Consider the following 23,619-nt stretch of genomic DNA (forward strand, 5'->3'; position numbering starts at 1 on the left):
AGTCCGTCTTGCAGTCAGTCCGTCGGTGCGGTTGCGGTCGCCATCGCGAAGCTCCGCACGATGTGGTCGACGTGGGCGGACGGGACGACCGGGAGAACCCAGGGGTCGCTGCTGTCCCGGATCTCCTCGATCCGCTCGGCGACCTGGTCGATCGTCCAGGAGGGCTGGTACACGCCGGGGGTCTCCGCGACGAACGCGCGGGCGATCCGTCCCGCGATCGCCACCAGCAGCTCGGCGGTGATCGAGCAGGACTCGTGCGCGAGCCACCCCACCACCGGCGCGACGAGCTCCGGTCCCATGGGCGGGTAGGCCGAGGTGTCGATGCCCTCGGCCATCCGCGTCAGCGCGCCGGGGACGATGGCGTTGCAGGTGATGCCGTGCTCGGCGCCCTCGAGCGCGGCGACGTTCGTCAGCCCGATGATGCCGGCCTTGGCGGTCCCGTAGTTGGCGACCGCCTTGTTGCCGTACAGCCCCCCGATGGACGAGGTCAGCACGATGCGGCCGTAGCCGGCCTCGGCCATCACCGGGAAGGCGGCCCGGACCACGTGGAAGGCACCACGCAGATGGACGTCGAGCACCGCGTCGAAGTCCTCGTACGTCATCTCCGTCAGCGGTGCGTAGCGCACGTTGCCGGCGTTGTGGATCAGGATGTCGATCCGGCCGTAGTTCTCGAGCGCCGTCTGGATGATCGCCTGGCCGCCCTCGGCGGTCGCGACCGAGTCCAGCGAGGCGACCGCCTCACCCCCGGCGGCGATGATCTCCTTGACGACCTCGTCGGCGGGCCCGTTGTCGGCCCCGTCGCCGCGCATGGTTCCGCCCAGGTCGTTGACGACGACCTTGGCACCCCTGGACCCGAGCAGCAGCGCATAGGCCCGGCCCAGACCCCGGCCGGCGCCGGTGACCACCGCGACCCGACCGTCAAAGCGCAGTTCCGACATCAGTGCTCCTTCCTGACGCACATGGCGAGTGCTGGGCCGGTCACTTGTCGAGGACGAGGCCTTCGAGCTCACCGGTGTCGCGCCAGGCCCTGAACAGGTCCTCCAGCACGTAGAAGCCGGGCCAGTAGGGGTCGCCCAGATGCGAGCGGCGCTTCTTCTCGCCCTCGCTGTTGTAGTAACCGGGCGTGCATTCCCGCTCGAAGTTGCTGTTGTCGATAGCGCCGGCCCGGATGGTCGAGACCCAGGCGTCCTGCGCCTCGAGGGTCGGCTCCACCGAGGTGGCGCCGCGCTCGAGCGCGGTGGAGATGACGTACGCGATGTGGTCGGCCTGCTGCACGAACATCTGCGTCGTGCTGGCGGTGACGCCGCCCTGGACGAACCCGGTGAAGAACTGGTTCGGGAATCCGTGGGTCATGATGCCGTGCAGCGTGCGGTAACCCTCGCCCCAGTTGTCGTAGAGCGAGAGGCCGTCCCGGCCGGCGTACGGCGCGATGCCGAACCGGCGGTCGAGGTCGGTGGTGATCTCGAAACCGCTGGCGAAGACGATGAGGTCGACCTCGTACTCGACGCCGTGCGCGACGAAGCCCTTCTCCGTGATCCGCTCGACGCCCTTCGTGTCGGCGACGTCGATCAGGGTGACGTTCGGGCGGTTGAACGTCGGCAGGTACTGGTCGTTGAAGCAGGGCCGCTTGCACAGGAAGCGGTAGTACGGCTTGAGGATCTCGGCCGTCGCCGGGTCCTCGACGATCTCGTCGATACGCGCGCGCAGGCGCTCCATGACCTGGTAGTCGACGGTCTCCCGCAGCTCCACGAACTTCGCGGGATCGGCGAGCGCCGCCCAGCCGCTGGTGGCGTCCAGGTGGGCGGCCAGGTTGCGGCTGATCTCGGTCCAGCCGTCGCAGACGAGGTCCGGCTGGCCCGGCCCGAAGGCCTCGAACGCGGCGGTGTGGAAGTTGCGCTGGCGCTCGGCCTGCCAGCCGGGCTTCAGCGACGCGGCCCACTCCGGATCGGTCGGCACGTCACCACGCTCGTCGATGGACGACGCCGTGCGCTGCAGGACGTACAGGTGCTCCGCCGCCTTCGCGATGTGCGGGATGACCTGCACACCGCTGGCGCCGGTGCCGACGACCGCGACCTTCTTGCCGGCGAGCCCTTCCAGCCCGCCGCTGAGGGTGCCACCGGAGTACTCGTAGTCCCAGCGGGCGGTGTGGATGGTGTGCCCGGTGAACGTCTCCAGCCCGGGGATGCCCGGCAGCTTCGGCTTGTTGAACGGCCCCTGGCACATGACGACGAAACGCGCCAGGATCTCGTCGTCGCGGTTGGTGCCGATCCGCCAGCGCCGGATCTCCGAGTCCCATTCCAGGGAACGGACCAGGGTGTGGAAGATGGCCTTGTCGTAGAGGCCGAAATGCTTTCCGATGCGCTGGCAGTGCTCGTAGGCCTCGTCACCGAAGGCGTACTTCTGCTTCGGCATGTAGCCGGTCTCTTCGAGCAGCGGCAGGTAGCAGTAGCTGTCCGTGTCGCACTGGATGCCCGGGTAGCGGTTCCAGTACCAGGCCCCGCCGAAGTCGCCGGCGTGCTCGATGATCCGGACGTCCTCGACACCGGCCTGCCTGATCCGGGCCGCGGCGATGAGTCCGGCGAAGCCACCGCCGAGGACGGCGACCTCGATCTCCTCGGTGATCGGCAGCCGCGGCACGACCGGCATGTACGGGTCTGCGGTGTGGAACTCCTCTAAACCGCCCTCGGCGACCAGGTACTGGTGCTGGCCATCGGTCCGCAGCCGCCTGTCCCGCTCGTGAAGGTATTTCGTTCGCAGGGCTTCCTGGTCGATCTCGGGCGTCTCGGTGGGAGCGCACTGGGACATGCGAGGTCCTCGGTTCGTGATATCGGTGACGCGGTGAGGTGGCTTTGAAGGCGCGGTTCTGGACGAGGTTCTAGGTGAGCGGGCGCGGTTCGCCGGTGCCCATGTAGCGGGCAAGGTTGTGGTGCAGGTTCACCACGGTGCGCTCGCGGTACGGGTTCGGCTTCGGCCCGGTGAAACCGGCGGTCTTCATGCCCCGCTGGATCGCGGCCATGTTGGAGAAGTCCTGCGGAAGGACGGTGCGCCAGCCCGGGTCGTCCGGCGGGGTGAACTCCCACTCGGTCGCCGGTTCCTCACCCTCGGGGAACAGCTCGTAGACGGCCGCCTCGAAGATGCACTTGTCCGGGTCGTAGCCGTAGGGCCGGGCGCTGTAGCAGAGCATGTTGTTCAGCGCGTGGCCGATCTGGAAGTTCGGGAAGATCTGCCAGGCCGTCCCGCTGGCCCCCACCGCAGCCGGTTCGACGGTCGGCCACACCACGCCGCGGGCGGCGTCCTCGGCCCGGGCGGTGGCCAGCCAGTGCTGGAGCACCTCGGCCGGCGGGGTGCCCTCCGGCAGGTCGTCGGCCAGCCGGTTCGCGACGTCGACGAGGGTCTTCGTCGTGTTGGTGTTGGCGTTCTCCCAGGTGAAGTTCTGCAGCTCGGCGGTGGACAGCCGCGCGTCGGCACCGCTGCCCACCCGCAGCTTCGCCTGGTTCTCGTCCATGTCCTTGGGCGCGTCGTACCCGATGTTGCTGTGGATGCCCTGGGCCCGGGACCAGCCGAGGAAGGCACCGAAGCTCATGAACTCCGGGTGCGTGTACGGCACGTGGTAGGTCTCCATGAAGGCCTCGAGGGCGACCTTCCAGTTGCAGTCGAAGACGAGCCACCTGCGCCACCGGAACCGCATGTTCTGCAGCTGGAACGGGTCGAGCAGGGTGGCCGCGGGCTCCAGGTACTCCCGCAGCGGGCCGGCCTCGGGATCCAGGTTAATCCACAACCAGCCGCCCCAGGTGTCGACCTTCACCTCGGGCAGCCGGGTGTTCGCCTCGGTCAGGCCGCACTTCCAGTCGTCGCGCTCGGCGATGAACGTGTTCTCGCCATCCAGGTTGTACCGCCACCCGTGGAACCCGCAGACCCACTGCCGCTTGCGGCCGCGGGCGTCGTGGGCACCCGGCGCGACGTCCACCAGCGGCCGGCCTCGGTGCGAGCAGACGTTGTGGTAGGCGCGGATCCGGTCCGGCGCCGTACGCACGATGATGATCGAGTCGTCGAGGATCTCGTAGGTGAGGAAGTCGCCGACCTTGGGGATCTCCTCGACCCGGCCGGCCTGCTGCCACACCTTGCGCCACAGCTTGTCACGCTCGGCCCGGGCGTATTCGGGCGAGAGATACGCCTCGACGCCGATGGTGAGCGGCTCCGAGAACTTCTCGGCCGACGGCGGCGCCGTGTCCTGGTGGTTTTCGACAGTCTCTGTCATGACATTTCTCCAACCCGGGTGGGAGATAGTCGGGAGGTAGAACGTGGACGCGCTGTGGCTAGGGGCGCGTGATGGCGGCGCGGAAGTTCTCGTCCTTGAGGAAGAGGGACGTGTTGTCGGCCCCGAGATGGGTCCACTTCAGGTTGAGGCCGCCGTCCACCAGAATCGTCTGGCCGGTGATGTAGCTCGAAAGCTCGGAGAGCAGGAACAGGATTGCCGAGGCCTGCTCCTCGGGCCGCCCGCGCCGGCCCATCGCGATGGCCCGGCGGTCACGCTCCGGATCCTCGTCGACGTAGGTGCCCGAGGCCGGGGTCGCGGTCACGCCGGGGGCGATCGCGTTGACCCGGATGTTCTCCCCGGCCAGTTCCACGGCCAGGGTGCGGGTCGCGGCGACCAGCGCCGCCTTCGCGGTGCCGTAGGCGATGTGCAGCGGCGCGGAGTTCATCCCGCTGATCGAGGAGAGCGACACGATCGAGCCGGGGCGGCCCGCCGAGCGCAGCCGGGCGGCGACCGCCTGGCTCATGAAGAACATCGTCTCCAGGTTCCAGGCGAACAGCTCCCGCCAGTCCGCGCGGGTCACCCGGGTCGCGGGCATCCAGGTCGCGGGCCCCGCGCCGCCAGCGATGTTGACCAGACCGTACAGGTCACCGCTGGCCTGCTCGGCCGCCGCGAGGGCGGTGGCGATGCCCTCGTCGGTGGCGGCGTCGGCGGCGACGGGGATGACCGCGAGCCCCTCGTCCGCGAGCGGGGCGACATGGGTGTCGAGGTTGTCCTGGGAGCGGCTGACCGCGATGACGGTCGCCCCGGCGGTGGCGATGAGCCGGGCCACCGAGGTGCCGATGCCGCCGCCGCCCGCGCCGGAGACGATGACGACGCGGCCGTCCAGGCCGAAGAAGTCCTTGTTCGTCATGGCGCCGTCAGCCCGCGTGGGTGAGGGCCAGCACGCTGCCCTCGGCGTCGGCGGAGACGTACAGCGTGCCGTCGGGCCCGGCGTCGATGCCCGCGAACGGGCCCTGCGGGCCAGAGAACGGCTGCATACCGCGCAGCGGCTTGGGGATCACACCGGCCGGGGCGCCGAGCGGCAGGTTGCCGGCGATGGTCTGCCGGTCGTTGCCACTGAGGTCCGTGCTGATGAGCTCCTTGCTGCCCGAGTCGACGATGTAGAGCCGGCCGCCGCGCACCAGGATGCCCTGCGGGTCGGACAGGTTGTCCACCACCGGTTCGACCTTGGAACCGCTGATCGCGACGACCCGGCCGGCGCCCGACTCCGAGACGAGCAGCGTGCCGTCGGGGGCGAAGGCGACGCCGAGCGGCTTGGACAGGCCGGAGGCGGCGACCTCCTTCTGGCCGCCGGAGCGGACGAGCAGCACCTCGCCGGTGCCGAAGTCGGCGGTGGCGATGGCCCCGGTCGCGGCGACCGCGACACCGTAGACCTGGTCGAGGCCCTCGGCGAGGATCTCCGACTCCTGGCTGGCCGGGCGCCAGCGCACCACCGTGCCGCTGGCGGTGCCGACGATGAACTCGCCCCCGCCGACCGCCTGGACGCTGCGCGCGAAGCCCGGGTAGTTCGGCGTGAACAGCATGCCGAGCGTCTGCAGCCCGCCGCCGCGGGGCAGCAGGTAGAAGAAGGTGCCGTCGGCGACGTAGAGGTTGCCCTCGGCGTCGACGGTCAGGTCCAGCGGCCAGGTCAGCCCGCCGGGCAGCGTCGTGCGGGTCTCGCCACCGCCGAGGATCTCCGTGATCTCACCGGTGAATCTCGAGACGAACAGCCGGTCCCCGACGAAGGTGCAGTTGTCCAGGCCCGGCTCCAGCTGGGCCAGCACGGTGCGGTCGCCGTTGCGCGGGTTGATCCGCAGCACCTGGCCGCTGTGGACCTGGGTGGAGACGATGAAGCCCTCGGCGTCGAACTTGACCGAGTCGGGGACGCCGAGGTCGCCGGCGACCCGCTCCGGCTCGCCACCGTCGGGGTGGATCCGCCAGATGTCGTTGGTGCCCATCACCGGGTAGTACAGGAGGCCGTCCGGGCCGACCTCCATCGCGTTGGGCATCGCCAGGTCCTCGGCCAGGATCCGGGGCGCGCCGCCGGCCAGGTCGAGCTCCATGAGACGTCCGCCGATGCGGCACTCGTTGATGAACAGCCGGCCCTGGTGGACCGTGATGCCGTTGGCGCTGGGCAGGTCGTCGCGCAGCACCCGGCTCTGGCCATCGGCGCCACGGACGCTGACCCGCCCGTCCATGACCTCGGTGGCGTAGAGGTTGCCGTCCGGGCCGAAGGCGAGGTCGTCCGGGGCGATGATGTCGCCGCCCTTGGCACTGATGGTCTCCAGCGCGCCGGTCTCGACGTCGAGGGCGCTGATCTGACTACCGGTTACCTGCGCCACGTAGACCCGGCCGTCGGGGCCGGTGCGCAGTCCGTTGGCGCCGAACAGACGGCTCGGCGGAGTGAGCCGTTCGAAGCTCCACCCGTCGGCGAGGCTGATGGACGTGGAACTGGTGTAGCGCGCGCCTGATAACGACATTGGTGACGTACTCCCGGAAACCTCGTTGTCTGGGTGAGCACTTGCTTCGGTTGCTGGTCTCGTCGCGTGCTGGTCTCGTCGCGTCTCCGGCGGGTCAGGCCGGGGTGAACTCCAGCTGCAGATGGGTCAGGCCGCGCAGGATGAACGTCGGTAGGTAGCGGTAGTTGCGCGCGTCGGCCGGGCCGTGCACGCGCTCGGAGATCCTGATGTCGCTGGTGCGGTCGAGCAGCCGCTCGATGCCGGCCCGTGCCTCGGCCCGGGCCAGCGGAGCGCCGGGGCAGGAGTGGATGCCACGCCCGAAGGCGATGTGCTGACGGGCGTTCGACCGGGACACGTCGAAGGTGTCGGGGTCGGCGAACCGCTGCGGATCGCGGTTCGCGGCGCCGTTGACCACCATGACCGTGGTTCCCGCCGGGAGGTCGACGCCGCCGACGGTGACCGGGACGCGGGACAGCCGGAAGTCGCCCTTGACCGGGCTCTCCAGCCGCAGCGTCTCCTCGATGAAGTTCGGGATGCGGTCACGCTCGCGGCGCAGCAGCGCCTGCAGTTCGGGCCGCTCGGCCATCACCTTGAGCGCGGTGCTGACCAGCCGGACGGTTGTCTCCTGCCCGGCGGAGAACAGGTTGGCGGCGACCCGCACGACGTCGATCACCTCGGGGACCGTGCCGTCCGGGAACGTCGCGGTCGCCAGCCCCGTCAGGACGTCGTCGCGCGGGTCGCGGCGGCGGTCCTCGATGTAGGTGCTGAAACGGTCATAGAGGAACTGCAGCGGCGAGTGCGTCAGGTGGTCGTCGCCGGTGGTGCCGACGCCACCGGTCTGCGGCCGGCGCTGCAGCCGGTCCATGAACTCCTCCTGGTCCTCCTCGGGAACGCCGAGCAGGTCCGCGATGACCAGCAGCGCGAACGGGCCGGCGAACCCGCTGATGAACTCGCCCTCACCGGGCGGGAGGTAGGTGTCGAGCAGGCGGTCCGCGAGCCGCCAGATGAACTCCTCGTTCTCCTTCAGCCGCTTCGGCGTGATCAGCCGCATGAGCAGCGCGCGGTGGTCGGTGTGCACCGGCGGGTCGAAGGTCGGCAGCTGGTCGCTCATCGGGAGCTCGGCGCGGTGCCGCTCGATCAGCTCGGAGATGTCGTCGCCCACCAGCGGGACGGGGAAGCCCGGGAACGGGCCGGTCACCGAGATGCAGGACGAGAAGTGCTCGGAGTCGTGGAAGACCGAGACCGCCTCGTCGTAGCCGGTGACCATGACGACGCCGTGATGCGGCTCCTTGCGGACCGGGCACTCGTTACGCAGCGCGTGAAAGTACGGGTACGGGTCCTCGACGAGCTCGTCGCCCCGGAAGAAGTCGATGGCCTCGATGTCTTTCACCGTCTGCACCGCATCCCTTCGACACCGCCTGGCGGTGTGTCCTGCTGGCCGTGTCCTGCTGGTCGTGTCCTGCTGGTCATGAAGGTGGGTCCTGCTCGTCGGGGAAGTGGGCGACCCCGGCGGTCGTTTTCTGGTCTGCTGTTGTCGGCGCACCGATGCCGGTGTGCTGGTCAGACTCGGGGCGGGCGCCCGGTGACAGGTGCCCGGCACCCCGGATCATCGCCCGGCGACCACCACGCCTCACCACGGTCCGCCCTGGGGCGTAGGGGATGTCGCATCGTGATCGGCCAGCCGTACGAACTAGGCCGTCACGATACGGACCGGCGGTCCACATCGGCAAGAGGTCGACGGGAAGATCGTCCTCGTCAACCATGGAGAAGGGGGTGCAGGGTGACCGGACCGGAGCGAGCCGATGCTGCCCGTAACCGGGCCGCGATCCTCGCGGCGGCCGCGGAGCTGTTCGACCGCGACGGCGTCGAGGAGGTGTCGATGAACGACATCGCCCGCCACGCCGGGGTCGGCAAGGGAACGATCTTCCGGCGGTTCGGCGACCGCACGGCTCTGATCGAGGCGGTGCTGCTGCCCCGCGCCGCCGCGATGCGCCGGCTCGTCCACCACGGCCCGCCACCGGTGGGGCCCGGCGGTGAGCCACTGGAGGCGCTGCACGCCCTGCTCGACACGCTGTTCGACTTCGTGTGGGCCAACCGCACCCTGATCCGCGCCCTCGAGCACCGGGTGCCGCACTCGTACTACGCGCATTCGTCGAGCCGGTACTGGCTGGACGAGCTTGCGCGACGGCTCACCATCACGCACCCGCACGACGACACCGAGTACCTGACCCACATCCTGTCCACGGCGTTGCGGGCCGACGTCGTGGACTACCTGGTGTCCGTGCGCGGCATGGCCCTCGACCAGGTCCGCACCGGGCTGCACCGGCTCGCCTTCCCCAGCGTCGCGCCGCCTTCCCTTGCCGATGTGGACCGCCGGTCCGTATCGTGACGAGCTGACCAGACGACCGGCAGGCGCAGGCACAGGCGCATGCAGAGGCGCAGAGCCAGCGCCAGAGGCAGAGCCGGAGAGCCGGAGAGCCACGTGACGCAAGGTGACGAGTCATGCTGCTGGAGTTGAGTCCTGACCAGGAGGTGCTCAGGGAGGCGACAGCGCGCTTCCTGGCCGATCGGGTCCCGGCCGACGTCGTGCGCGCGCTGCGCACCAACGCCGCGGGGTTCGAACCCGACTACTGGCGCGACGGCGCCGAGCTGGGGTGGACGTCCCTGCTCGTCGGTGAGGAGCAGGGCGGCGGCTCCGTCAGCGGCGCCGGGCTCGTCGACCTGACCCTGGTCGCGCACGAGTTCGGGCTGCGCTCCGCACCAGGGCCGCTGACCTCGACGAACGTCGTGGCCGCGACGCTGGCGGAGGCCGGCGGAGCGAACCACCCGGCACAGGCCTCGGCGCTGGGCGAGCTGCTGGCCGGAACCGCGGTGGCCTCCTGGTGTCTGGGCGGCCCGCCGCCGCTGGACCGGCTCGGCAGCACCGGGGTCAGCTACCGGGTGGAGGGCGACAGCCTCGTCCTGCGCGGCGTCGCCCGCCCGGTCGAGGCCGCCGGCCAGGCCGACCACCTGCTGGTGACCGCCCACGGGGAGCGGGGCCTGACCCAGGTGCTGGTCTCCCCCGGCGGTACTGGCGGTACCGGTGCTGCCGGCGACCCGGGCGTCGCGGGGCTCACCATCGAGCCGCTACGCACGGTCGAGCTGAACCGGCGCTTCGCCACCGTGAGTTTCGACGACGTGCGCGTCGGCCTCGACCAGGTGGTCGGCGCGGTGGGTGAGGCCGCCGACCAGGTCGAACGCCAGCTCCAGCGCGCCATCGTCATCAGCGGCGCCGAGGCTGTCGGCGCCATGCAGGCCGCCTTCGAGCTGACGGTCCGGTGGGCCTTCGAGCGCTACTCCTACGGGCGCCCGCTCGCCTCCTACCAGGCGCTGAAGCACCGTTTCGCCGATCTGAAGACCTGGCTGGAAGCCGCCCACGCCATCAGCGACGCGGCCGCCGCCGCGGTGGACGCCCGCTCGCCCGAGGCCGCCGAGCTGGTCAGCGCGGCGAAGTCGTACATCGGCGAGAACGGCACCGAGCTGCTGCAGGAATGCGTCCAGCTCCATGGCGGGATCGGCGTCACGTACGAGCACGACCTGCATCTCTTCCTGCGCCGCGGCACGGTCAGCCGGGCCATGTACGGAACTCCGGCCGAGCACCGCCAGCGAGTCGCCGGCCTCGTCGAGCATCGCAAGGAGCAGGAATGACTTCCTCCCCCGATCAGGAAGGCGTCGAGGACTTCCGGGCGCGGGCCCGGGCCTGGATTCGCGCGAACCTGGCGCCGCTCGTCACGAGCGAGAAGACCGGGGTGATGCGGGCACGCCTGACGGACGCCGAGGAGCTCGCCGAGGTGGCCCGCGAGCGGGAGATCCAGCGGATGCTGTTCGACGCCGGGCTCGCCGGGATCTGCTTTCCCCGTGTGTACGGCGGGCAGGGCCTCACCCCGGCCCATCAGCGTGCGTTCAACGAGGAGATCACGGGCTACGAGTACCCGGCCCGCATTCAGGCCCCGACGTTCTCGCCGTGCGCCGCGGTGCTGCTGGAGTTCGGCACCGACGAACAGAAGCTGCGCCACCTTCCCGCGATTCTGCGGGGCGACGAGATCTGGATGCAGTTCCTGTCCGAGCCGAGCAGCGGCTCGGATGTCGCCGGGGTCCTGACCAGCGCGGTCAGGGACGGCGATGACTGGATCCTGAACGGCTCCAAGATCTGGACGACCGGGGCCTGGTGGTCGGACTGGGCGCTGTGCCTGGCCCGGACCAACTGGGACGCCCCGAAGCACCGTGGCCTGACGGTCTTCGTCCTGCCGATCCGCCAGGACGGCGTGGACGTGCAGCGCATCGAGATGCTCAACGGCAACAAGGAGTTCTGCCAGGAGTTCCTCACCGACGTCCGCGTCCCCGACAGCGACCGGGTCGGCGAGGTCGACGACGGCTGGACGGTCGGCACCCGCTGGATGTTCCACGAGCGGATGCTGCACAACTCGCCGTTCGTCACCGTGCCCGCCGGCTGGTCCTACGGCGGCGTCGACGCGACCTTCCTGGTCGATGTGGCCCGTGACGCCGGGCGCCTCGACGACCCGCGCACCCGTGAGCTGATCGGCGAGGGCCGGGTGATCGACCTCGTCCGCGAGGCGCTGCAGGGCCGGATCGGCCGCGGTATCGCCGCGCGGCGGATGCCCGACCAGTCCGCGGCGATCGGGCGGCTGTTCGCCGGGCTCTCCTCGACCCGGGTGACCTCGATGGCGTTCGAGATCGCCGGATCGGCCGGCGCCGCCTGGGCGGCGGACGACGGCTCCGTCGCAGAGTGCGGCAACGACTTCCTGCTGCGCCAGACGACCTGCATCGGCGGCGGAACCACCGAGATCGCCCGCAACGTCATCAGCGAGCGGGTGCTCGGAATGCCGCGGGAGGTGGCGATGGACCGCGACCGGGCCTTCCGCGACGTCCCGCGCGGCGGATCAGGCCGTTAGTTCCCCCACAGCTCCCCTCACAGGTTCACCCAGGAGGTGCGATGTCCATCCACGACATCTCGGTCTTCGACGCCGACAACCATTTATACGAGACCCGGGACGCGTTCACGAAGTTCCTGCCCGAACGCTACAAGGGCGCCATCGACTACGTCGACGTGCACGGCCGGACGAAGATCGTCGTGCGTGGCCAGATCAGCGACTACATTCCGAACCCGACCTTCGACGTCGTCGCCCGGCCCGGCGCACAGGAGGACTACTACCGTCACGGAAACCCCGAGGGGAAGTCCGCGCGGGAGATCTTCGGCAAGCCGGTGCGGTCCATCGACGCCTGGCGGGAACCCGCCGCCCGCCTGAAGCTCATGGACGAACAGGGGCTGGCGCGCACGCTCATGTTCCCGACGCTGGCGAGCCTGCTCGAGGAGCGGATGCGCGATGACGTGGACCTCGTCCACGCCGTCGTGCACTCCCTCAACGAATGGCTGTACGAGACCTGGCAGTTCAACTACGCCGACCGGATCTTCACCACGCCGGTCATCACGCTGCCGATCGTCGACAAGGCCATCGAGGAACTCGAATGGGTCCTCGAGCGCGGCGCCAAGGTCGTTCTCATCCGGCCCGCGCCCGTTCCCGGGCTGCGCGGGCCACGGTCGTTCGGTCTGCCGGAGTTCGACCCGTTCTGGGCACGGGTGCAGGAGGCCGACATCCTCGTCGCCCTGCACTCCTCCGACAGCGGCTACGCCCGCTACAGCAGCGACTGGATGGGCCGCAACCGCGAGATGCTGCCGTTCCAGCCCAACACCTTCCAGATGCTGCAGGCCTGGCGGCCGGTGGAGGACGCCGTCTCGGCGCTCGTCTGCCACGGCGCGCTCTCCCGGTTCCCGCGGCTGAAGGTCGCCATCGTCGAGAACGGCATGAGCTGGGTCGCGCCGCTGCTCACGGCCATGAAGAACCTGTACAAGAAGATGCCGCAGGACTTCCTGGAGAACCCGGTCGACGTCGTGCGGCGCAACATCTACATCAGCCCGTTCTGGGAGGAGGACCTCGGCACCCTGGCCGAGCTCCTCGGCGAGGACCACGTGCTGTTCGGCTCCGACTATCCGCACCCGGAGGGCCTGGCCAGTCCGCTCAGCTATGTGGACGAGCTCGCGCATCTGCCGGAGCCACTGGTCCGCAAGATGATGGGCGAGAACCTCGCCCGGCTCATGAACCTCCCCGCGAGCAGGTAGCAGCTCACCGCTCACGCGGCACGCGCCGCCCCGCCCCGCACGCGCCGCCCCGCAGGCGCGGCACCGCAGGAACAGCGCGCGCCGCGCTGCGCGGGTGGCCCGCACCGGTCCAGCCGGTACGGGCCACCCGCTTCCGGGCGATCAGCCGGCGAAGAACGTCACGCTGTGGTCACCGGTGGACCGGCCGACGTAGTGGTTACCGACGAACGGCATGCCCAGCACCCCCTGCGACCAGTCGACCGACTCCCCGAAGTCCCGGAGCCAGTCGTAGAGCATCGTGCGATGCTCGATGCGCCACTCCCGCCCACGTCGGGTGAACCTGTCCAGATACCGCCCGCCGATCACGATGTCATGTTCCTGCTCGCCCAGGTCGATGCGGTGGTAGGCGGTCACATGGGTTTCCACCGATGCCTGCGCGCCCTGGATGTCGATCAGGCTCTGACCGAGCGTGTGTAAGGTCACCGAGATCGCCTCGGCACCCGGCACCACCCAGTCCAGGTACTCGTTCAGCGCCCCGACGAAGACACCGTGGTCATCGGTCGCCTCCGGCCAGTAGGCGCTGCTGATCAGGTCGGCGTCGCGCCGGTCCTCGCCGCGGGCGAGGCGGACCACACAGTCCCGGATCCGCGCCTGGTCGACGACGTACCTCAGGTCGTCGGTGTCCGTCGCACTGTCGGTGTCGGCATTGATGCTCATGTCCTGAAGGTCCTCGTTCTTTCTCGGCTCAGGGGATCTGCGGGGCGCGCAGATTCGTGAGCGGCCGCCGGTAGGAGGGGTCACCCTTTCCGCGGCCAGGCGTTCCGTTGAGGTGGATATCCGGGATGTCGGTGAACGGGATGTCGAGCGTGGGAACCAGCCCCGACCACTCCACCGCGTTCGTACGCAGCGAGATGCGCCACTCTCCGGCACGCTTGTCCAGGCGGTCCAGATAGCGACCGCCGGCGATCCAGTTGGTCTCGTCGCGGTTACGGCCGACGAACAGATAGTAGGTCTCGGTGTGTGCCGTCTCCCCGTCGATGTCATACGTGACGTTCAACAGGTTGTGATGGGTCGCCACCTGCCCCTGGTCGTGCAGCGCCGAAGCCCAGTCGTACAGTTCTCCGGGCCCACCGACAAACGGCCCAGCCGCGATGACGGCATCGTCGTGGAAGGCGGACAGGAAAAGCTCCCGATCGAAGCGGTCCATACCTCGGCTGAACCGGGTGAGGCAGTCCAGGATGTCCTGCCGGTCAAGCACCTCAAGAAGCCTCGCGAGCTTCTCCTGGCCTGTCTCCGTCGTCATCTTTCCTCCTTGGGATGGTTCTCACCGCACCGGTGACCAGATCGGCGAGCCACGCTGCGCGCGCACCGAGGGGATCACCCGGCCGTCGATGTCGGTGATGCCGTAGTCAGCCGCTACCTCGGCCGTGATGAAGGTGCCGCCCGACCGTTCCAACAGGTCCGGGTCCACCGACAGGGCGGCGATGACGCGGCCGGGGAACTCCGGCGAGCAGCCGATCGCAGGGTCCGTGACCTGCTGCGACGTCATCGACGGGTCCCGGGCCAGGTTCCGCCGGGCCCGCTCGGTGAAGGTGAGCCCCTGCCACAGCGACAACGAGGTCACACCGTGCGGCCGCAACTCGATCGCCATGTCCCGCGCCATCCGGTCGACCGCGGACTTGCAGGTTCCGAAGACGACGCCGTAGGTGTAGGTCACCCCGACAAATCCTGAGATCGCGACGATGAGCCCCTGCCGTCGAGGGGTCATCAGCCGGGCCGCGTGCCACGCCGCGACGAAGTTCGACCTGACCCCGACATCCACCATCTCCCAGTTCGAAAGTGGTTTCTCCCAGAACGGGCGCGGCTCCGTCAGGTCCTCGGGCAGCGAGAAGGCGTTGTTCACCAGCAGGTCCAGACGGCCCTGTTCACGTTCGACCTGTTCGAACAGCGCGGCAACCTGTTCGTCGTCGGCGTGGTCGACCTGCACGGCGATTCCCCGGCCGCCGCGGCGGTCCACCTCGGCCGCGGTTTCACCCACCGTTCCCGGCAGTGGATGCGACCCCGGCTGCACCGATCGTCCCGTGACGTAGACCGTGGCACCTTCGTCACCGAGCGCGAGTGCTATTCCCTTCCCGATTCCTCTGCTGGCGCCGGTGACGACGGCGACCTTTCCCACAAGGGAGCCCATGAGTACTCCAGTCTGGATTTTCATGCCTCGGTTGTTCGCGCCCCGCCGCGGCGCACCCGGGATTGCCGCCAAGGCGGTTCTCGGCGTGCGCGGATGTCCGGCGTGCCGCCACCACCGGCCATCAGGCTGATGGGCGGGCGGTTCCATCCCACGGATGGCGGTGCTGTGGGCGACGCACGTCAGGATACAAGGCACAATCCTTGCAAGGATAGATCTGTTTCATGTCAACAAGGCGTGATAGAACTCGGGACGATTCAGGTCCGACGCAGAATCAACATCGCGCGTCCAGCGAGAGGCAAGACCCCGCGCGGGGCGCGGGGCGCGGGGCGCGGGGCGCGGGGCGCGGGGCGCGGGGCGCGGGGAGACGATATGCGCCGGGCGCGCGCGGCACGCGGGTCACGGCGCTGGCGTGATGACGTCCAGGCTCGGCCACGCGGGGTGGGGCACGGCCCCGCGCGACCCTGGGCGAGGTGACTCCAGGGCCGCGCGGGGGACCAGCGGTTACTGACCGCCCGTGCCGCCGCCGCAGAGGCGCTCGTTGACCACTTCGAAATCCGTGCCCGTCGCGTTGATACGCACGAAGGCGTAGCAGCTCAGGGGAACGGAGGCGTTCGTCGCGAAGTCGAGCGTCTCGATGAGACCGCCCGCGTTGTAGTCGTGCACCGCACGCAGCCCGGTCATGAAGCTCTGCCTGGTCGGGCAGGTGCCGGCCTGTTCGAGCCCCTTGACGAACATGTCGGCGTAGATGTAGCCGAGCATGGCGAACTGCTGGGCCGGCTGGGTCTCCGGCGAGTACTTGGCCATTGCGGCCCGGTAGCTCTCGATGGCCGGGTCGGACGACTCGAACGGGCGGAAATGCACGTCGAACGAGACGCCCGCCAGATCCCGCCCCACCGTCGGCAGCTGGCTCTGGTCATATCCGACGAGCGAGACGGTCGACTTCAGGTTCATCCCCATGTTCCGCGCCGCGACGACGAGCTCGGCCAGGTCGGTCGGGACGGTGAAACCGATGATCGTGTCGGCATCGGCGGCGATCAGCTTCGAGATCGTCTGGTTCGGGCTGTCGACCCCGTGCACGTACGGAACCGTCTCGGTCGTCCTGAGTCCGGACCGCTCGAAGGCGTCTCGGTATTCCTGGGCGGTCTGCAGCGCGGAGTCCACCGAACCGGTCATCACGAAGCCGACCTTGCTGCCACCTGCCTGCTGGATGTAGCGGGCGATGGCCGTCGGGTCGACGACGTACCCGTAGGAGAAGAAGTTCTGGTAGCGCGCCCATGTCGACAGTGACGCGAAGCCCACCACCGGAACACCGGCGTCCTTCAGGCTTTCCAGCGCGTCACCGAACACCGTGGTCACCGGGAGAAGACCGAAAACCCCGTCCTTGACCAGGTCCTGCGCCACCTGATTGCTCTCCAGCTGCGAGCTGGTGTCGTCGCGCCATTCATAGGTGATTCGGCGCCCATTCACTCCGCCGGCCGTGTTCGCCACGCCAAGCCGCGCGTTCACGCCGGCACGCGCCGACGAAAAGGCGTCGCTGCCGGGGCCCGAATCAGAGAGAACCATGCCGAGTCTGACCTGGTCCGCGGTCACACCGGGCCCGGTACAGGCCGCCACACCATCGCTGCCGGATCCGGAACTGCAACTTGCCGCACCCGCCAGAAGTGTGACTGCCACCACAGCCCCCGACAGCCCTGACAGTCTTCTTGAGGTCATTTGTTCTCCAACGCGAACCCGACATCGACAACGGAGCCTGGAAGCCGGCAGCCGCAGATGACCGAATGCCCGGGTGGGCCACGGCGCAGGCCATCCACGCAACCCGTTAACCGGGCACATGGTTTCGCATGTTAACGAGCAGGGACAGTTGTCTTTGTGTGAGGTTCGCAGCATCACAGGGAAATCCCAACAGAACCCACGGAGCCGCAATCAACGGTTACCGGAAATCCAGCCACGGGCAGGCCGGTCGCTACCCGTGGTGCCCATCCGAACCAGTCTTGCCGCGGAGCAGGCCCGTCACGGCACTCGCCGATCACCCTCCGGGCCCGAACGACTGCGATGAGAGCGCACCCAGTACCTACCGAACGGCTAGCAAGAAGCGGGGCTCGCCGCACTGCCCGGATGCCCACCACCGCGCCCATCAGACCTGGCCGCCGGCCACCTCCCGGCACCCGCGGTACGCCCGGGGCACCGCGCCATGGGCCTGGGGCACCGCGTTATGGACAGTGCACGCCGAGGCCGGCGGCAGGAGGACAGCCACCCCGACTCCGCCGGCCCCAGGCCGCTCACCCGGCACCTCGGGTCCGGCCCCAGACACCTCGGGTCCGACAAGGCCAGGGGCACCGCAGTCACCCGTGACACCCGGACCCGTCGTCCAACCACCCCGGGAGTGGAACCCGATATCACACGCCGACGACCAATCCGTTGATTTCGGCACCGCTTCAGCGGCGGTTCCCGGACGGAGTTTCGGTCAATGCACGGAGCCGGCACCGCCGCCTTGCCGGCCACCCGGATCAGCGGTCGCCCACCTCGACCATGATACGATGATTCATTATCAGCTCTCACAAGGATCCAGATGTCTGTCATCAATGACCGGGCGCACGTCGACCGCCTCCTCAGCGAGTTCGCGCGCACGACCGACGAGATACTGACGCTCGAAGAGCTGCGCACGCGGCTGCTGAGTGGCCGGCAGCTGATTATGAAATACGGTGTCGACCTGACCGCGCCGCATCTTCACATCGGCCATGCGGTGAATCTGTGGATGTACCGGGCGCTGCAGGACCTCGGGCACCGGGTCGTACTTCTGCTCGGCGACTTCACGACGCAGATCGGCGACCCCACCGGTAAGAGCAAAACGCGCCCGGTCCTCGCCCGCGAGGAGATCGAGGCGAACGCGAAGCAGATTCAGGAGCAGGCCACCCGGGTGCTGCGGACCGATCCTGAACTACTCGAGATCCGGCCGAACTCCGAGTGGCTGAACGCGATGACACCGTCGGAGCTGCTGACCGTGATGTCCCGGGTCACCGTGGACCGGCTGCTTTCGCGGGATATGTTCCGTAAGCGGATGAGCGAGGGCCAGTCGATCGCCGCCCACGAGCTGGTATACCCGATCATCCAGGGCTGGGACTCGGTGTGCCTGCGCGCGGACCTCACCATCATCGGCAGTGACCAGCTTTTCAACGAGATGATGGGCCGGTCGCTCCAGGAGAAGGAGGGGCAGGCCCCGCAGGTCGTCATCACCACGAAGATAACCCCGGGTATCGACGGCGGCGAGAAGCAGAGCAAGAGCCTCGGCAACTACGTCGCCATCAATCACAGCCCGCGCGAGAAGTTCGGTCGTCTCATGCGGGTTCCGGACCAGTACGTCGGCCAGTACCTCACGGTCTACAGCGATCTGCCGGAGGACGCGATCCGCGCGGTGCTGAGCAAGCAGGAGACCGCGCCGATCGAGGCGAAGTACGACATGGCCACCGCGATCGTGACCCGTTGGGACGGCGAGTCCGCGGCCGCCGCCGAGCGGGAATGGTTCATCACGACCTTCAGCCGCCGTCAGGTGCCCGCCGACGCCGAGCGCGTCGTGCTCGACACCGCATCGATGAAGGTCCTCGATCTCATGCGCACCCTGCTCGGGGCGGGGCCCTCCAACGGCGACCTGCGGCGGCTCATCCAGCAGGGCGGTGTCACCGTGGGCGACGACCGGATCGACGACACCGACGCCGTCATCACCGTGGGCTCCGAGCCGGTGCCGGTGAAGCTCGGCAAGCGCCGCTGGTTCCAGGTCTCACACAGCCCGGCGGACTGAGCGGCGCCCGGTCCGCCGGCACCCCCGTCGGCCGGCGGCCGCCCGCACAGGTCGGCGCCGGAGCCCACCGCACCGATGACTTCGGCGCAGGCGGCTCCGGCGCGGGTTCCGACCGTTGCTCGGCTGTTCCGCTCAGCCGGCCAAGGGCGGAAGCCGGTCGAGAAATCCACCGAGCCTGCCCGCGAAGACGTCGTTGTCGTCCCCGGCGACCATGTGGCCCGCGCCGGTGACGTCGACGTACTCGGCGTGCGGGATGAGCTGCAGCAGTTCCGCCGCGCCCTCCTCGCTGACGATGTCCGACTGACGGCCCCGGACCAGCAGGGCGGGCACCCGGATCGCCCGGGCGGCGTCGTACAGCAGTTCGGGCTGGGCGGATGGCGCCGGCACGACGGCTTCGGCGGGGTACGCCGCCCGCTTGGTGGCCAGCTCGCTGAAACCGCGTTCCGCCTCGTCACGAATGGTCATGAAGGCGGGATCCCAGTGCCAGAACCAGCGCCCGTCCCGGTGCCGCAGGTTCTTCTTCAGACCTTCGAGGTTCGTGGGCCGTTTGCGGTGCGGGTTGTAGGCACTGATGGCGTCGGACGCCTCCTCCAGCGACGCGAAGCCGTCCGGCGCCGAGGACATGAAGGCGAAGATCTTGTCCGTGCCGGCGGGTTCGATCCGCGGTGTGATGTCGACCAGCACCAGCGCACGGCCGAGCCCCGGGTCCTCGCTCTGGGCGACGAGCGCCGCCATGCCCCCCATCGACGCACCGACGAGGACCGGTGGTTCATCGAGCTGGCGCGCGACCGCCCCGACGTCGGCCACCAGGGACCGATGGCTGTAGTCACCGTCCGGCGCCCACTCGCTGTCGCCGTGCCCACGGGCGTCGACGGAGATCGCCGCCCACCCCAGGCCGGCGAGCCGCTCCCCCGTCCGCTGCCAGGAGTGCCTGGTCTGCCCGCCACCGTGCAACAGGAGGACGAAGCCCCTGCGCTCGCCGCCGGGCGGATCCCACCGGTCGCCCGCCAGGCGTACCCCGGCACCGTCGAAGGACACCTGCTCTCGCAGAATCATCGGTCGCTTCGTCCCCTTCATCCCGCCAGGCCTTGTCGCAACCGCGGGCGTTCCGTCCGCCGGCCCCTCCTGTCACTGGCCTGTCCAGCAAACCACGCCACTGTTCTGCGCGGCCCGCGACCGCGGGCACCGGGCGCGGTCTGTGGGACAGCCCACCCGAGATCGGATTCGGCGCCACGGTCAGGGCTGCCGTCAGGAGAGCCAGCCACGCACCTGTTCGATGGCGGCCACCCGGGAACGATGGTCGGGCGCGAGCGGGGTCACGTTCAGGGTTGTCGCCCCCGCCTGCGCGTAGGCGGCGAGCCGCTCCTGGATGTAGCCGGCCGGCCCGATGAGAGCGGTCGCCCGCAGCAGCTCGATCGGAACCGCCGCCTCGGCTTCCTTCTTCTTCCCGGCCAGGTACAGATCCTGGATGAGCTCGGCCTCCCGGACGTAGCCGTACCGCCGGGCGAGGTCGTTGTAGAAGTTCCGTCCCTTCGCGCCCATCCCGCCGACGTAGAGCGCCACCGACGGACGCATCAGGTCGAGGAGACCGTCGAGATCCTCCCCGATCGCCAACGGCGCCGCGACGACGACGTCCAGCGGGCCGAGCTGCGGGTCACGGCGGGCCGTGCCGTCGGCCAGCGCCTCGCCCCACACTTCGCGGGCCTTCTCCGGGTGGAAGAAGAAGGGCTCCCAGCCCTCGGCGATCTCCGCGGCCATCGCCACGTTCTTCGGGCCGATCGCGGCCAGGAGCACCGGAATCCGCTCCCGTACCGGACGGTTGATGATCTTTAGCGGCTTCCCCAGGCCGGTGCCGCGCTCCGGCGGCAGCGGCAGGGTGTAGTAGCGACCGCTGTACTCGACCTTCTCCCGCCGCCACACCGCTCGGCAGATCTCGACGACCTCCCGGGTCCGGCCGAGCGGCGCATCGTAGGGCACGCCATGAAAGCCCTCGATGACCTGGGGGCCGGACGCCCCGATGCCCAGGGTGAACCGGCCGCCGGAGACGAAGTCGAGCCCGGCCGCGGTCATCGCCGTCAGCGTGGGCGTCCGGGTGTAGATCGGCAGGATCCCCGAGGCGATCTCGACCCGTTCGGTGCGGGCGGCCAGAAATCCGAGCTGGCTCACCGCGTCGAACGAATAGGCCTCCGGGACGAAGACGATCCCCAGACCCGCCCGTTCGAAGTCACCGAGCTCGGCGACCGTCTCGGTGAAACCTCCGCTGTAGTTCAGCGGCATCCCGATCCGCATGGGAACTCGCCTCCTGCTCCGTACCCGGTGGGTCAGTCCAGCGTCCCGGCGACGGCAACCCGGCCGCCCGGCAGCCCGTTGCGTCGTCAAGCGGTCGGCCGCGTCGCGGCATGTCGCGATCGGCAGGCTACCGGCAGCACCCGTCACGGGCCACTTGTCCACCGCCGATGGCAACAACACCTCGACGCCGCCGTCCGATCCGCCCCTGCCGGCCGACCAGCAGGGGCGGATCGGGCACCTTGGGAGATGACCGGCTCAGCAGCTTCGCGCCGCCCCAGGTCTGGCCAGGCCCGTTCAGGCCAGGCCTGAGTGGGCGTCAGGTCACGCCGCCACGCGATGGCTTCGCGGTCTCGCTGAACTCGACCTTCGAGAAGGTCTCGACCAGCCGATCCGCCGAGAATCCCCCAGCGCGCGGGCTCTCGAACAGCGGCGGAACGGGGAAGCCCACGCCAAACCAGGTCGAGAGAAAACGAAATCCGAACCCGGGGGTTCGGGCACGGTTGGCGCGGGCTCCGTCATCCCTCCTCGGACTTTGAATCATCCGAGCACGGAGTAGACGCGCCGAAAACTTCCCGCGACCTTCTTCCGATATCCGGCCGCCGGCCACGGGATCCCTTTTCCGGTCCCGACCTACCGCTGCGGGCAGGCACCTGACCGTGCCTTTTCAGGCATCCATGCGTGCCATCACGGGGGCGCCGCGGCGCCCGGATCATCCGCACTGCGGTCCACCGCGGCGGCGCGACCCGCGACCACAACCGACGGCCTGTTTCCACCCGGCCTTGTCGATCACTCCTCGCTTCGCGTCACGATGGCCGTGGTCATCGGTCTCCCAGCCGCAGGCGAAACGCAGTGACGGGAATTCCGACGGACGATGGAGGCACAACACCCGCGCATCACTCCGGTCAACTGACCGTCCGTTAGGTAAGGTGCCCACGGCGGAGACAAGCCTGCGGACAAGCAGACAGGGAGCGAAACACACCTTGCTTGCAGCGGTTTCGACATGGAGGTCTTTCATGGCGCGGCGCAGATCTGACCCACACCGGGCCGGCGCACCCGCCTGAACGCAGAGATGTCCGACTACCCAACGGTCACCACCGCCGAGATCGTGCTGCTATAGTCCGCTACGCCGGCGGCCCGAAAAGGACGACATCCAACTGGGTCAAGATCCGCCTCGGGAGATGCGCATAGTGAGGATCAAGTATTCGGCGGCGTGCTGTGCTGCGGCCTTGTTCAGCGCGACGACGTTATCGGCCTGCCTCGGAGGAACAACGGCAGCCAACAGAGCGGACTGCAACACGCCTGGCGTGACCGCCAATCAGGTGAACGCCGGCCTCATCTATCCGGACACCGGGATGGCGGCCGACGTCTTCACCGCGTTCCGGGCCGGGGTGGATGCGCGCTTCGGGGTCGCGAACGCCGCCGGCGGTGTCAACGGCCGTCACCTCGTCCTCACGCCGCGCAACGACGAGAGCACTGCGTCGCTGAATCTCTCGGTGAGCCAGGAGCTGATCGAGAAGGAGCGGGTCTTCGCCATCCTCGAGGGCAGTGTGGTGACCGGCGGCGGCGCCGACTACCTGACGAAGGCCGGGGTTCCGGTTGTCGGCCTCGCGGTCGAGGACGTGTGGGCGAAGAACCGCAACATGTTCACCTTCGCCTACAACTTCTCCGGCACGGGCACGGTGAACACCTTCGGCAAGTTCGCCAAGAAACACGGCGGAACCCGCGCGATCATCTACCACAACGGTCTCGACTCGTCGGTGTCGACACCGCTCGCGCGCCAGTTCACGGCCAGTTTCAACGCGGTCGGGATCCCCTCCGTCCTGGTGGCCGGTGACAACGACCCGTCGGCCAGCCAGATCGCGGAGGTCATCCGGCGCATCAGGACGGACGGTGCCGACACGTTCGTCGGCAACCTCGATGCGCCCGGCACCGCGAAGATCATCTCTGCGGTCCGCGAAGCGGGCCTGCAGCTCAACGTGATTCTCAGCGCCGCCCAGGCTCCCACCCCGGAGCTGCTCGCGCAGTACGGTACCAACCTTGCCGGCGTCACCACCTTCACCAGCTATCTGCCGCTGGAAGTGGAGTCACCGGCGAACACCGCCTACCGCAATGCCATCTCCGCCTACGCGCCCTCGCTCCAGAACCCCAACGAGACCCTGGCGCTGGTCGGCTACCTCGTCGGGGACATCTATGTCCGTGGTCTGGAGGAGTCCGGCGACTGCCCGACGCGTCAGGGCTTCATCGACGGCCTGCGCGCGGTGAAGGACTACAACGCCGGCGGCCTGACCAACAAGATCGACTTCGACGCGGACTTCGGCAAGGTCGAGCAGTGTTACTCGTTCAGCCGCGTGAACGCGGCCGGCACCGGCATGGAAGTCGTGGAGACCGACTTCTGCGGGGACCGGCTGGACTGAGGCGCTCCCCTGCGGCGCG

General features: G+C 69.1%; 18 protein-coding genes. 6 read left to right on the top strand and 12 right to left on the bottom strand.

Translation table 11 applies throughout. From position 1 onward, the window contains the following. Positions 1 to 14: 14 nt before the first annotated feature. The 6 genes from AWX74_RS05905 to AWX74_RS05930 form a co-directional block, all read right to left on the bottom strand. Positions 15 to 938 carry an SDR family NAD(P)-dependent oxidoreductase gene (locus tag AWX74_RS05905; RefSeq protein WP_091272429.1) on the bottom strand — a complete coding sequence of 308 codons (924 nt, stop codon included), beginning with the start codon at positions 936 to 938 and terminating at the stop codon, positions 15 to 17. A 40-nt stretch (positions 939 to 978) separates the two neighbouring features. Continuing rightward, entirely contained in the window at positions 979 to 2,805 is a 1,827-nt protein-coding gene (locus AWX74_RS05910) for a flavin-containing monooxygenase (RefSeq protein WP_091272432.1), read from the bottom strand. Positions 2,806 to 2,875: 70 nt separating this feature from the next. After that, positions 2,876 to 4,258, bottom strand: coding sequence for an aromatic ring-hydroxylating oxygenase subunit alpha (locus tag AWX74_RS05915; protein ID WP_091272434.1), 1,383 nt, complete (start codon positions 4,256 to 4,258; stop codon positions 2,876 to 2,878). Between the two features lie 58 nt (positions 4,259 to 4,316). Then, positions 4,317 to 5,168, bottom strand: coding sequence for an SDR family NAD(P)-dependent oxidoreductase (locus AWX74_RS05920; RefSeq protein ID WP_091272436.1), 852 nt, complete (start codon positions 5,166 to 5,168; stop codon positions 4,317 to 4,319). 7 nt (positions 5,169 to 5,175) lie between these two features. Next, on the bottom strand, positions 5,176 to 6,777 hold the full coding sequence (locus AWX74_RS05925) for an SMP-30/gluconolactonase/LRE family protein (protein WP_091272438.1): 1,602 nt from the start codon (positions 6,775 to 6,777) through the stop codon (positions 5,176 to 5,178). Positions 6,778 to 6,871: 94 nt separating this feature from the next. Beyond that, positions 6,872 to 8,155 (bottom strand): cytochrome P450, encoded by a 1,284-nt coding sequence (locus AWX74_RS05930; protein ID WP_397311293.1) that lies wholly within the window; start codon positions 8,153 to 8,155, stop codon positions 6,872 to 6,874. Positions 8,156 to 8,536: 381 nt separating this feature from the next. Here AWX74_RS05930 and AWX74_RS05935 point away from each other — a divergent pair, with 381 nt between their 5' ends. The 4 genes from AWX74_RS05935 to AWX74_RS05950 all read left to right on the top strand — a co-directional run bounded on the left by AWX74_RS05935 (position 8,537) and on the right by AWX74_RS05950 (position 12,934). Beyond that, the gene (locus AWX74_RS05935; protein WP_091272440.1) at positions 8,537 to 9,145 is read left to right on the top strand and encodes a TetR/AcrR family transcriptional regulator; all 609 of its coding nucleotides are present in this window, start codon (positions 8,537 to 8,539) and stop codon (positions 9,143 to 9,145) included. Between the two features lie 113 nt (positions 9,146 to 9,258). Further along, complete coding sequence (locus AWX74_RS05940; RefSeq protein WP_091272442.1) at positions 9,259 to 10,443, top strand: acyl-CoA dehydrogenase family protein; 1,185 nt, start codon at positions 9,259 to 9,261, stop codon at positions 10,441 to 10,443. After that, a complete protein-coding gene (locus AWX74_RS05945; protein WP_091272444.1) occupies positions 10,440 to 11,708 on the top strand; it encodes an acyl-CoA dehydrogenase family protein in 1,269 nt (422 codons plus the stop codon). Before AWX74_RS05940 ends, AWX74_RS05945 begins: the two co-directional genes overlap by 4 nt. Before the next feature lie 41 nt (positions 11,709 to 11,749). Next, complete coding sequence (locus AWX74_RS05950) at positions 11,750 to 12,934, top strand: amidohydrolase family protein (protein WP_091272446.1); 1,185 nt, start codon at positions 11,750 to 11,752, stop codon at positions 12,932 to 12,934. 141 nt (positions 12,935 to 13,075) lie between these two features. On the opposite strand, the gene AWX74_RS05955 is transcribed toward AWX74_RS05950, so the two are convergent. From AWX74_RS05955 to AWX74_RS05970, 4 genes are all read right to left on the bottom strand, one after another. Continuing rightward, positions 13,076 to 13,630, bottom strand: coding sequence for a nuclear transport factor 2 family protein (locus AWX74_RS05955; RefSeq protein ID WP_091272448.1), 555 nt, complete (start codon positions 13,628 to 13,630; stop codon positions 13,076 to 13,078). A gap of 28 nt (positions 13,631 to 13,658) precedes the next feature. Next, entirely contained in the window at positions 13,659 to 14,216 is a 558-nt protein-coding gene (locus AWX74_RS05960) for a nuclear transport factor 2 family protein (protein ID WP_091272451.1), read from the bottom strand. A 21-nt stretch (positions 14,217 to 14,237) separates the two neighbouring features. Continuing rightward, complete coding sequence (locus AWX74_RS05965) at positions 14,238 to 15,101, bottom strand: SDR family NAD(P)-dependent oxidoreductase (protein WP_091272453.1); 864 nt, start codon at positions 15,099 to 15,101, stop codon at positions 14,238 to 14,240. Positions 15,102 to 15,602: 501 nt separating this feature from the next. Further along, positions 15,603 to 16,814: an ABC transporter substrate-binding protein gene (locus AWX74_RS05970; RefSeq protein WP_091272455.1), complete on the bottom strand. Its 1,212-nt coding sequence runs from the start codon at positions 16,812 to 16,814 to the stop codon at positions 15,603 to 15,605. Positions 16,815 to 17,670: 856 nt separating this feature from the next. On the opposite strand from AWX74_RS05970, the gene tyrS reads away from it, so the two are divergent. Then, positions 17,671 to 18,897, top strand: a complete 1,227-nt coding sequence (gene tyrS, locus AWX74_RS05975; RefSeq protein ID WP_091272457.1) for a tyrosine--tRNA ligase — start codon at positions 17,671 to 17,673, stop codon at positions 18,895 to 18,897. A gap of 132 nt (positions 18,898 to 19,029) precedes the next feature. Here tyrS and AWX74_RS05980 read toward each other — a convergent pair whose 3' ends face one another. After that, positions 19,030 to 19,953: an alpha/beta fold hydrolase gene (locus AWX74_RS05980; RefSeq protein WP_226930870.1), complete on the bottom strand. Its 924-nt coding sequence runs from the start codon at positions 19,951 to 19,953 to the stop codon at positions 19,030 to 19,032. Between the two features lie 192 nt (positions 19,954 to 20,145). Next, positions 20,146 to 21,186, bottom strand: coding sequence for an LLM class F420-dependent oxidoreductase (locus tag AWX74_RS05985; RefSeq protein WP_091272460.1), 1,041 nt, complete (start codon positions 21,184 to 21,186; stop codon positions 20,146 to 20,148). A 1,304-nt stretch (positions 21,187 to 22,490) separates the two neighbouring features. Between AWX74_RS05985 and AWX74_RS05990 the strand changes: the two genes are divergently transcribed. Beyond that, complete coding sequence (locus tag AWX74_RS05990; RefSeq protein WP_242666093.1) at positions 22,491 to 23,600, top strand: ABC transporter substrate-binding protein; 1,110 nt, start codon at positions 22,491 to 22,493, stop codon at positions 23,598 to 23,600. Positions 23,601 to 23,619 lie beyond the last annotated feature (19 nt).

Origin of the sequence: Parafrankia irregularis (assembly GCF_001536285.1) — a bacterium.
Taxonomy (GTDB): Bacteria; Actinomycetota; Actinomycetes; order Frankiales; family Frankiaceae; genus Parafrankia; species Parafrankia irregularis.

Excerpts from the sequence above, each read along its gene's own strand:
- AWX74_RS05905 (WP_091272429.1), bottom strand. The coding sequence starts at position 938 with ATGTCGGAACTGCGCTTTGACGGTCGGGTCGCGGTGGTCACCGGCGCC.
- AWX74_RS05910 (WP_091272432.1), bottom strand. The coding sequence starts at position 2,805 with ATGTCCCAGTGCGCTCCCACCGAGACGCCCGAGATCGACCAGGAAGCC.
- AWX74_RS05915 (WP_091272434.1), bottom strand. The coding sequence starts at position 4,258 with ATGACAGAGACTGTCGAAAACCACCAGGACACGGCGCCGCCGTCGGCC.
- AWX74_RS05920 (WP_091272436.1), bottom strand. The coding sequence starts at position 5,168 with ATGACGAACAAGGACTTCTTCGGCCTGGACGGCCGCGTCGTCATCGTC.
- AWX74_RS05925 (WP_091272438.1), bottom strand. The coding sequence starts at position 6,777 with ATGTCGTTATCAGGCGCGCGCTACACCAGTTCCACGTCCATCAGCCTC.
- AWX74_RS05940 (WP_091272442.1), top strand. The coding sequence starts at position 9,259 with ATGCTGCTGGAGTTGAGTCCTGACCAGGAGGTGCTCAGGGAGGCGACA.
- AWX74_RS05945 (WP_091272444.1), top strand. The coding sequence starts at position 10,440 with ATGACTTCCTCCCCCGATCAGGAAGGCGTCGAGGACTTCCGGGCGCGG.
- AWX74_RS05950 (WP_091272446.1), top strand. The coding sequence starts at position 11,750 with ATGTCCATCCACGACATCTCGGTCTTCGACGCCGACAACCATTTATAC.
- AWX74_RS05955 (WP_091272448.1), bottom strand. The coding sequence starts at position 13,630 with ATGAGCATCAATGCCGACACCGACAGTGCGACGGACACCGACGACCTG.
- AWX74_RS05960 (WP_091272451.1), bottom strand. The coding sequence starts at position 14,216 with ATGACGACGGAGACAGGCCAGGAGAAGCTCGCGAGGCTTCTTGAGGTG.
- AWX74_RS05965 (WP_091272453.1), bottom strand. The coding sequence starts at position 15,101 with ATGGGCTCCCTTGTGGGAAAGGTCGCCGTCGTCACCGGCGCCAGCAGA.
- AWX74_RS05970 (WP_091272455.1), bottom strand. The coding sequence starts at position 16,814 with ATGACCTCAAGAAGACTGTCAGGGCTGTCGGGGGCTGTGGTGGCAGTC.
- tyrS (WP_091272457.1), top strand. The coding sequence starts at position 17,671 with ATGTCTGTCATCAATGACCGGGCGCACGTCGACCGCCTCCTCAGCGAG.
- AWX74_RS05980 (WP_226930870.1), bottom strand. The coding sequence starts at position 19,953 with ATGATTCTGCGAGAGCAGGTGTCCTTCGACGGTGCCGGGGTACGCCTG.
- AWX74_RS05985 (WP_091272460.1), bottom strand. The coding sequence starts at position 21,186 with ATGCGGATCGGGATGCCGCTGAACTACAGCGGAGGTTTCACCGAGACG.